This is a genomic window from Nonomuraea longispora, from assembly GCF_004348345.1.
GTDB lineage: Bacteria > Actinomycetota > Actinomycetes > Streptosporangiales > Streptosporangiaceae > Nonomuraea > Nonomuraea longispora.
Genome location: NZ_SMJZ01000261.1, coordinates 1 through 10780, shown reverse-complemented (window position 1 = coordinate 10780; position 10780 = coordinate 1). Strand labels below are relative to the sequence as shown.

At 74.7% G+C, this 10780-nt stretch carries 2 protein-coding genes and 1 pseudogene; all 3 read left to right on the top strand.

Translation table 11 applies throughout. The features are described from left to right. Window positions 1-32: 32 nt before the first annotated feature. Window positions 33-2459: pseudogene (locus tag E1267_RS47515) on the top strand (non-ribosomal peptide synthetase); the annotation flags it as partial. 63 nt (window positions 2460-2522) lie between these two features. Then, window positions 2523-5810, top strand: coding sequence for an amino acid adenylation domain-containing protein (locus E1267_RS47510; protein WP_281283751.1), 3288 nt, complete (start codon window positions 2523-2525; stop codon window positions 5808-5810). Further along, window positions 5807-10780: non-ribosomal peptide synthetase/MFS transporter (locus tag E1267_RS39655; RefSeq protein WP_132340791.1), on the top strand; the 4974-nt coding region annotated here is incomplete at its 3' end. The genes E1267_RS47510 and E1267_RS39655, both read left to right, overlap by 4 nt.

Sequence of the window (10780 nt, the reverse complement as noted above, 5' to 3'; positions counted from 1 at the left end):
GTGTATAAGAGACAGGCCCCCGCCCGGCCCGCCGCGGCAGCGACGGCGGCGAGTCCCACTTCGACCTCGACCCGGCGCTGATGGGAGCGCTGCGGCGGCTGGCGCGGGCCGAACGGTGCACGTTGTTCATGGTGCTGCTCACCGCCTACCAGGCGCTGCTGGCCCGCCACACCGGCCAGGACGACATTCTCGTCGGTACGCCCACCGCCGGGCGTTCCCGGCCCGAGCTGGAGCCGATGGTGGGGTTGTTCGCCTCCACGCTGGTGCTGCGGGGCGACCTGTCGGGCGACCCGCCGTTCACCGAGCTGCTGCGCCGGACCCGCCGTACCGTGCTGGAGGCCATGGCGCACGGCGAGACGCCCATCGAACGGGTGTTGTCCGCGCTCGACGTCGAACGCGACCTCAGCCGCACGCCGCTGTTCCAGACCATGTTCGGGCTGCACAACGCGGCCGTCGGCTACGGGGAGGCGGCGACGTTCGCGGGGCTGGACAGCGAGCCGTTCCCGCACGGGGCGCCGCCCGCCATGGTGGACCTGCGGGCCGACCTGTGGCCCGACGGGGACGGGCTGCACGGCGCGTTCGTGTACAGCGCCGACCTGTTCGACCAGGCCTCCGCCGACCGGCTGGCCGCTCGTTTCCGTACGGTGCTGGCCTCGGTCGCGGCCCGCCCGTCGGCCCGGCTGTCCGAACTGGACGTGCTGCCGGCCGGGGAGCGCGAGCTGGTCGGCGCGGCGTGGAACGACACCGCGCTCGCCGTGCCCGGCGGCACCGTGGTGGACCTCTTCCTCCAGCAGGCGCAGGCACGGCCGGACGCGGTGGCCGTGGAGTGCGGCGGGACGGCCGCCGAGACGCCCGGTTCCGAGCCCGGCGGGGAGCGCTACCGGGAGCGGCGTTCGTACGCTGACGTGGCGGTGCGGGCGCGAGCGGTCGCGGTACGGCTGCGCGCGTGCGGGGCCGGGCCGGGGTCGGTGGTGGCGGTGTGCCTGCCGCGCACGGCCGACCTGCCGGGAACGTTGCTCGGCGTCATGCTGGCGGGTGCCGCCTACCTGCCGGTGGATCCGTCGCTGCCGAAGGCGCGGGTCGCCGCGATGATGGACCGGGCGGGGGTACGGCTCGCGCTCGCCGCCCCGTCGGCCCCTCTCCCCGGACACATCACGCGGGTGCCCCTTCCCGAGCCCGTCGAGGGTGCGCCGTCCGGCTCCTGGCCAGGCGCCGCGCCTCAGGAGGACGGGCCCGTGCCGCGCGCCCCCGCCTACGTGCTGCACACCTCCGGGTCCACCGGGGCGCCGAAGGGGGTGGCGGTGCCGCACTCGGCGCTGGTCAACCTGCTGGCCGGGATGGCGGACCTGCTCGGGTCCCGTCCCGGGGACGCGTGGCTGGGCAGCACGTCGTTGTCGTTCGACATCGCGGGGTTGGAGCTGTACCTGCCGCTGGTGACGGGCGGGCGGCTGGTGCTGGCCGGCGACGCCACCGCGCGGGACGGCGTGGCGCTGGCCCGGCTGATCGGCCGGAGCGGGGTGACGCACGTGCAGGCGACGCCCTCCGGCTGGAGCATGCTGCTCGCGGGCGGGCTCGACCCGGCCGGACTGGTCGCGCTGGCCGGGGGCGAGGCGCTGCCCCTGGCCTTGGCCAGGAGGCTTCGGGGGCGGGCGCGGCGGCTGTTCAACCTGTACGGGCCGACGGAGACCACGATCTGGTCGACCGCCTGGGAGGTGCCCGAGTCGCCCGAGCGGGTCGGCATCGGCCGGCCCTTGGCCAACACGACCGTCCAGGTGCTCGACCGGTGGGGTTCGCTCGCGCCGGTCGGCGTACCGGGAGAGCTGGTCATCGGCGGGGCGGGGGTCGCGCTCGGCTACCTGCGCGGGCCGGGCGAGCCCCCGGAGCCGTTCGAGGGCGGCCGGTACCGCACGGGCGACCGGGTCCGGTGGCTCGGCGACGGCACGCTCGAGTTCCTCGGGCGGGACGACGGCCAGGTCAAGGTACGGGGCCACCGCGTCGAGCTGGGCGAGGTCGAGGCCACGCTGCTGCGGCATCCGCAGGTGCGCGAGGCGGCCGTGGTGGCGCGGGACGACCTGCTGGTGGCCTACGTGGCGCCCGGCGCTCCCGGCGATCTGCTGGAGCGGGCGGCGGAGTGGCTGCCGGTGTACATGGTGCCCTCGGCGGTCGTGGCGCTCGACGCCCTGCCGCTGACCCCGAACGGCAAGGTGGACCGCCTGGCGCTGCCGGCGCCGTCGCGTCCGGCGGCGGGGCGGGGCGGGCGGCCGGCCACCGCCAGGGAGCGGCAGGTGGCGCGGATCTTCGCCGAGGTGCTGGGCGCGGGCGACCTCGGCTCCGGCGACGACTTCTTCGCGCTCGGCGGCCACTCGCTGCTGGCGACCCGGGTCATCGCCCGGTTGGCGGCCGCGGGCACGCCGGCGTCGCTGCGTGCGCTGTTCGCGCACCCGACGGTGGCCGGGTTCGCCGCGACCCTGGACCGCCAGGAGAGCACGCCTGACCGGCCGGTGCTCCCCCGCCCGGCGGGCATGCCGCCGCCGCTCTCACCCGCCCAGGAACGCCTGTGGTTCCTGCACCGGCTGGATCCGGGCGACGCCTCGTACAACATGTACGTCGTGCGCAGGCTCCAGGGCCCGCTGGACGAGGGGGCGCTGCGGCGGGCGCTGACCGGGCTGGTCACCAGGCACGAGCCGCTGCGTACCCGCTTCCCCGAGGTGGACGGCCGGCCGGTCGCCGTCGTCGAGCGCCCGTCGCCCGTCCGCGTCGAGCGGCTGGACGCCCGCGACGAGGACGAGGCCCGCGCGCTGGTGGCGGCCCGCACCAACGCGCCGCTCGACCTCGGGGCGGCGCCGCCGCTGCGCGTCTCCCTGATCCGGCTCGGGCCCGGCGATCACGTGCTGTGCGTGGTGCTCCACCACATCGTCGCGGACGGCTGGTCGATCACCGTCCTCCTGGACGACCTCGCGACTCTGTACGAATCGGCCCGGGACAAAGCAGCCCTGGGATCGGCGGCGGCCCGTCCGCCGGAGCTGCCCGCCCTGGCCGTGCAGTACGGGGACGTGGCCCTCTGGCAGTGGGAGCAGGACCACGGGGAGGCGCTGGAGTACTGGCGGGCCCGGCTCGCCGACGCGCCCACGCTGAGCCTGCCCACGGACCGGCCGCACGGGGCTCAGCCCTCGCGGGGCGGCGTGCACCTGTTCGACGTGCCCGGCGATCTGCTGTCGGCGCTGGAGTCGACGGCGCTCCGGCACCGGGTGACGCTGTTCATGGTGCTGCTGGCCGCGTACCAGGTCCTGCTGTCCCGGCACACCGGGCAGGACGACGTGCTGGTGGGCTCCCCCACGGCGGGGCGCAACCGGGTGGAGCTGGAGCCGCTCGTCGGTTATCTGAGCACCACGCTGGTGCTGAGGGGCGACCTGTCGGGCGACCCGACGCTGGAGGAGCTGCTGACCCGTACGCGCAGGACGGTCCTGGACGCGATGGCGCACCAGGACGTGCCGTTCGAGCAACTGCTGGCGGAGCTCGACGTGGAGCGGGACATCACCAGGAAGCCGGTGTTCCAGACCCTGTTCACGCTGAACGGCCAGACCGCCGACGGGGCACGCGACCGGCTGGGCGACCTGCGGATGTCGTTCTTCGACGACGGCTACCGGCAGGCGAAGTTCGACCTGACGGTGGAGGCGTGGCGGGCGCCCGGGCGGTTGCGGGTGGCCTTCGGCTACGACGCCGGCCTGTTCGACGCCTCCACGGTGGCGGGCCTGGCGGCGCGGTTCGAGGTGCTGCTGCGCGGGGTGGCCGACGCGGGGAACCGGCACGCGCCGCTGTCCCGCCTGCCGGTGCTCACGGCCGCCGACGAGGCGCTGATCGAGTCGGCGAGCGGCCCACCACCCGGGTGGGCGACCGCGGGCGGTCCCGGCCCCGTGGCCCGGGCACCCGAGCTGATCGCGCAGACGATGGCGGCCCACCCGGACCAGGTGGCGGTGAGCTGCGGCCAGGACACCGTCACGTACGCCGAACTGGAACGGCGAGTGGACCGGCTGGCCGGGAAACTGTCCCGCAAGCTGACCCCGAAGCCGGCCCCGAAGCCGGCCCCGAAGCCGGCCCGGGAGCCGGCCCGGGAGCCGATCCAAGAACCGGCAGGAGAGCCGGTCATGGAGCCGGCGGGATGCGGTGCCGGGGTCGTGGTCGGGTTGCGGATGTCCGGCGGCTCGGTCGACGCGGTCGTGGCCATGCTGGCGATCTGGCGAGCCGGCGCCGCCTACCTGCCGCTCGATCCCTCCTACCCGGAGGAGCGCCTGCGCACCATGGCCGCCGTGGCCTCCCTCGTCGTCTCCGACGGCCTGGTCATCGAGGACGGCCCGGCGCAGGCACCGGTCGCGGGGCCAGAGCCGGCAACGGGCGGACCGGCGCTCGGGCCGGGTGGCGGGACGGTCGCGGAGGCGGGTGGCGGGACGGCGTACGTGCTGCACACCTCCGGCTCGACCGGTGCGCCGAAGGGCGTCGTGATCGAGCATGCCGGGCTTGCCGAGCGGGTCCGGTGGATGCAGGCCGTCTACGGGTTGCGTCCCGGCGACCGCGTGGTCCAGCTGGCCGCGCTCGGTTTCGACACGCACGCGGAGGAGATCTACCCGGCGCTGGCAGCGGGCGCCACGGTCGAGTTGCTGCCCGGTGGCGGTGCCGCCCTGCCCGAGCTGCTGGCCCGGCGGCCCGACATCACCGTGCTCGACCTGCCGACCGCCTACTTCCACCACCTGGTGGGCATGATCGACGACGTCGCCTGGCCCGAGCGCCTGCGCCTGGTGATCCTCGGCGGCGAGCAGGTGCGGGCCGGAGCGGTGGCGCGCTGGCGTGAGCGGTTCGGTGACCGGGTGAGGCTGGTCAACACGTACGGGGCGACCGAGACGACGATCATCGCGACGGCGGCCGAGCTGCGCGATGGCGATCCGCACCCGCCCATCGGCCGCCCGGTCCGCGCGACCACGGCCAAGGTGCTCGACGCGTACGGAAGCCCGGTGCCTCCCGGCGCGCCGGGCGAGCTGCACGTCGGCGGTCCGGGTGTGGCCCGCGGTTACCTCGGTGGGCCCGACCCGCGGTTCGTGTCCGGGCCGGACGGTCGCGTCTTCAGGACGGGCGACCGGGTGCGGTTGCGGCGGGACGGGCAACTGGAGTTCCTCGGGCGGCTGGACGACCAGGTGAAGGTGCGCGGGTTCCGGATCGAGCCGGGCGAGGTCGAACAGTGCCTCCTCGGCCACCCGGACGTCCGCGAGGCCGCCGTGCTCGCCAAGGACGGCGACCTCGTCGCCTACGTCGTCCCCGCCAAGAACGGCTCCTTCCCGGCCGCGCACGAAGCCGCCGCGCATGACCCCGCCGCGCTCGACCCCACCGCGTACGTCGCCACGAGGCTTCCCCCGTACCTCGTCCCCACTCACTGGGTCGTGCTGGAGGCCCTCCCCCTCACCCGCAACGGCAAGGTCGACCGGCGTGCGCTGCCCCCGCCGGGCCCCGCCGTGCGCGGCTGCGTGCAGCCCCGTACCGACGCGGAGGAACTGGTGGCGGACGTGTGGGCGGAGGTGCTCGGCGCGGACGGGATCGGCGCCTTCGACGACTTCTTCGCGCTGGGCGGCCACTCGCTGCTCGCGATCAGGGTGGCGGCCAGGCTGCGCGCCCTGGCGGGCGTGGACCTGCCGATCCGTACCCTCTTCGACCGCCGTACGGTGGCCGGCTTGGCGGTCGCCGTCGAGGAGGCGCTGGCCGCCGAGGTGGCGGCGTTGTCCGACGAGCAGGCGAGGAGCCTGCTGGATCGGGAGGGCTCGTGACGGAGCTGAGCGAGGCGCAGCGGGCGCTGCTGACGCAGCGGCTGCGCAGACGGCGCCCGGCGCAGGAGGCCGGGCCGTCGATCCCCGTGCTGCCGCCGGGCCAGGCGCCGCCGCTGTCGTACGCGCAGGAGCGGCTGTGGTTCATGGAGCAGTACGCGCCCGGCAGCCCGGCGCACACCATCCCCCTGGTGCGGCGGGTACGCGGTTCGCTCACCGAGGACACGCTGGCGGCGGCGCTGGAGCGGATCGCGGCCCGGCATGAGCCGCTGCGCACCACGTTCCCCACGGGCCCTGACGGACAGCCGTCGGTGCTGGTCCCGCAGGAGGCGGCGGTGCCCGTGGCCGTGGCGGAAGCGGAGTCGGCGGAGGCGGCCAGGGCGCTGGTGGGCCCGTTCCTGGCCGAGCCGTTCGACCTGGCCTCAGGGCCGGTCATCAGGGCACTGCTGGTACGGCTCGCCCCCGGCGACCACGTGCTGGCCATCGCCGTGCACCACATCGCGGCCGATGGCTGGTCGGCGAACGTGCTGCTGCGCGAGCTCGTGGCGCTCTGCGGCGGCGAGCCGGTGCCCGACCTGCCCGTGGGCTACGGGGACTTCGCCGCCTGGCAGCGGGACCGGCCGGGCGGCGACGTGGAGTACTGGCGGGAGCGGCTGGCCGGGCTGGAGCCGCTGGAGTTGCCCACGGACGCGCCACGCCCTCCCGAGCTGACCCACGCGGGGGCCGCGCACCACTTCTCCGTAGGCGCGGAGCTGGCGGGGCGGCTCGACCGGGTGGGGCGCGAGCACGGCGCCACCCCGTACATGGTGCTGCTGGCGGCGTTCGCGGTGCTGCTCGGCCGGTACGCGGGCCGGCGGGACGTGACGATCGGCTCCCCCGTCGCCGGCCGGCCGGTGCCGGAGCTGGACGGGCTGATCGGGTGCTTCGTCAACATGCTGGCGATGCGGGTCGACCTGTCGGGCGAGCCGACTTTCGCGGAGCTGCTGCGCCGGGTGCGTGAGACGGCCGCGGACGCGTACTCGCACCAGGAGGTGCCGTTCGAGCGGCTGGTGTCGGAGCTGAACGTGGCGCGGGAGCCGTCGCGCTCGCCGGTGTTCCAGGTGATCCTCGCCATGCAGAACTACGGCGGCGAGCCGGCGCCTGGGGCCCTGGCGCTGGAGGGGTTCGAGCCGGGACGGTGGGCGACCCGGTTCGACCTGGAGCTCTACACCGGAGGCGACGGCTCTTTCCTGTTCGTCTACAACACCGCGCTGTTCTCGGCCGGGCGGATCGAGCGCATGGCGAGGCACCTGGTGACGTTGCTGGCCCAGGTGGCCGGCGCCCCCGAGACGCCGGTGGCGGAGCTGGACCTGCTCACGGCCGCCGAGCGGGAGGAGCGGCGGCGCTGGAACGACACCGCCGCCGACCTGGGCCCGCCCGGCCTGCTGCCCGGCCCGGTCCGTGACTCCGGCGCCGTCGCCGTGGTGCATCCCGGCGGCGCGCTCACGTACGCCGAGCTGCTCGGGCGGGCCCGCGCGCTGGCCGTCGAGCTGGTACGCGCGGGCGCCGCCCCAGGGCGGCTCGTCGCCGTGGTGATGGAGCGCGGCTGGGAGCAGGTCGCCGCCGTCCTGGCGATCAACCTGGCCGGGGCCGCGTACCTGCCGGTCGACGCCGACCTGCCCGGTCAGCGGCGTTTCGAGCTCATCGAACGGGGCGGGTGCGAGCTCGCGGTCACCCAGCCGTGGCTCGACCTGACCTGGCCGGACGGCCTGACCCGGCTCACCGTCCCGGACTCCGCCGGCGCCGCTCAGGAGAGCCCCGCCACGCCCGGCGACCTCGCGTACGTGATCTTCACTTCGGGCTCGACCGGCACGCCCAAGGGCGTGATGATCGAGCACCGGGCCGCCGTCAACACCGTGCGCGACCTCAACCACCGCTACAGGATCGGCCCCGCCGACCGGTTTCTCGCCCTGTCGGCGCTCAGCTTCGATCTGTCCGTGTACGACATCTACGGCGCCCTCGCCGCGGGGGCCACCCTCGTGATGGGTGACCCGTCGGGCGACAAGGACCCCGCCGCCTGGGCCGATCTGGTCGCCCGGGAGGGCGTCACCGTCTGGAACTCCGTGCCCGCCCTGATGGAGCTGCTCGTCGACCACGCCGAGCACGAAGGCACCGACCTCGGCTCGCTGCGCCTGGTGCTGCTGTCGGGCGACTGGATCCCGCTGACCCTGCCGGACCGCATCCGCGCCCTCGCCCCTGACGCCGAGGTCGTCAGCCTGGGCGGCGCCACGGAGGGCTCGATCTGGTCCATCTCCTACCCGATCGGCGCGGTCGACCCGGCGTGGACGTCCATCCCGTACGGCCGTCCGCTGGCCAACCAGACCTTCCACATCCTCAGTCCCGGCCTGCGCGACGTCCCGGTGGGCGTGCCCGGCGAGCTGTACATCGGCGGCGCGGGCGTCGCCACCGGCTACTGGCGCGACCCGGACAGGACGGCCGCCTCCTTCGTCACGAACCCGTACACCGGCGAGCGCCTCTACCGGACCGGCGACCTCGGCCGCCACACCGGCGACGGCACCATCGAGTTCCTCGGCCGGGCCGACGCCCAGGTCAAGATCCGTGGCTACCGGATCGAGCTCGGCGAGATCGAGACGCACCTCGCCCGCCACCCGGACGTCGCCGAGTGCGTGGTGACCACCGACGGTGAGGGCACGGGGGCGCAGCTCGTCGCGTACGTGGTCGGGGCCGGCGCCGACCCGGTGCGACTGCGGGCGCACCTGGCCGGGACGCTGCCCGCGTACATGATCCCCGCCCGTTTCGTCCCGCTCGACCGGCTGCCCCTGACGGCCAACGGCAAGGTGGACCGCCGCCGCCTGCCATCGCCGTCCGCCGCCCCCGAGGCGGGCGGCGCGCGGGCCGAGCCGAGCACCGACACCGAGCGCCTGGTGAGCGCCGTCTGGGCGGACGTGCTCGGCGGCGCCGGCCTCAGCACCGGCTTCGGCGTCGACGACGACTTCTTCGACGCCGGCGGGCATTCGCTGCTCGCCATCAAGGTGGTGGCGCGGTTACGCCGGGAGCTGCCGCCGGGGTCGGCGCCGGTCGCGGTGGTGGACCTGTTCAAGCATCCGACGGTCAGGGAGCTGGCCGCCCACGCCGACGGCGGCGTCACCGGGCCACGTTCCCTCCTGCACGAGCTGACGCCGCGCCGGGACGGGCCCGCCGACCTCACGTACGTGTGCGTCCCGTACGGCGGGGGCGCCGCGGTGGCGTATCAGCCGCTGGCCGACGCCCTGCCTGTCACGCACGCGCTGTGGGCGGTGTCCATCCCCGGGCATGACGTGGGGCTCGACGAGGACCCGCAGCCGCTGGAGGAGGTGGCGGAGCGCTGCGCGGAGGAGATCCTGCGGAAGGTACGCGGCCCGCTGGCCCTGTACGGCCACTGCGGGGTCGGTTCGGCGCTGACCGTGGCCATCGCGCGGCGGCTGGAGGAGGCCGGGCGGCCGCTCGAAGCGATCTACATCGGGGCCATCTTCCCGTTCGCCCGGCCGGGCAACCCGGTGCTGGCGGCGTTGTCGCGGCTGGCCAGGCGCGAGTACATGCGCAGCGACCGCAGCTACGCCAACTGGCTGACGTCGATGGGGCTCGACATGAGCGACCTCGACCCGGGGCAGGCGCGGCACATCATCAGGAACATGCGCGAGGACACGGAGGCGGCCGAGGAGTACTTCACCGGGCTGTTCCGGAGCTCCGTGGCGCCGCTGCGGGCGCCGATCATCAGCGTGGCCGGTGAGCGGGACCCGGCGACCGAGTACTTCGAGGAACGGTTCAGGGAGTGGCACTTCCTGGCGCCGGTGACGGCCGTGGTGGAGCTGGACGAAGCCGGCCACTTCTTCGTGAAATATCGGGCGCAGGAGCTCGCCGAGATCGTCACCGGCGTCCACGAGGCGGTGACCTCGGGAGGTGAGGCGTCGGGGCCCAGCTGGCGCCTGCGCGAGGTGTCCAAGACGGAGCCCGGCCCCGGGCCCGTACCGGCCCCTGAGCAGGCCGCGCCGGAGCCGAGCATGCGCCGCTTCCTCGGCGTCGTGAGCGGGCAGCTCATCTCGATCATGGGTTCCGCCCTGACCGAGTTCGCCGTCCCGCTCTGGATCTACATGACGACCGGCTCCCTCGCCCAGTTCGCCCTGCTCGCCGTCGTCGGCCTGGTGCCGGGGATGCTGGTGGCGCCGCTGGCGGGCGCCGTGGTCGACAGGAACGACCGCCGCACCGTCATGCTCGCCGGCGACTTCGCGGCCATGGGCACCCAGCTCATGCTGGGCGTCCTGCTGTGGACGGGCAACCTGCAGACCTGGCACGTCTACCCGCTGCTGGCGGTGCTGTCGGTGGCGCTCACGTTCCAACGCCTCGCGTACAGCTCCGCGATCCCGCAGCTCGTCCCCAAGCGCCACCTCGGCCACGCGAACGGCATCGTGCAGATGGCCGGCGGCATGACGCAGCTGCTCGTGCCGCTGGCGGCCGTCGGGCTGATGGCCGTCATCGGGCTGGAGGGCATCCTCATCCTCGACGTCGTGGGGTACGTGTTCGCGATCGTGGTGACGTCGCTGGTGCGTTTCCCCGCGAGGCTGGCGTGGCGGCGCAAGGAGCCGGTCGTGGCCGAACTGGTCGCCGGGTTCCGCTATTCCTGGGGCCACCACGGTTTCCGGCGGATGTTGCTGTTCTTCGCGGCGCTGAACATCTTCCTGTCGCCGCTCTTCCTCATGCTCTCGCCGCTGGTGCTCTCGTTCGCCGACCTGCGGGACGTGGGACGCATCTCCTTCCTGTCGGGGCTGGGGGTGCTGATCGGCGGCCTGTCGATGACGGTGTGGGGCGGGCCGGGGCGGCGCCGGATGCGCGCGGTGCTCTGGTGCACGCTCGCGCTGGCGGCGTTCTGCCTCGTCACCGGGCTGCGGGCGGATCTCGTGACGATCGGCGTCGGCGCGTTCGGCATGTCGTTGTGG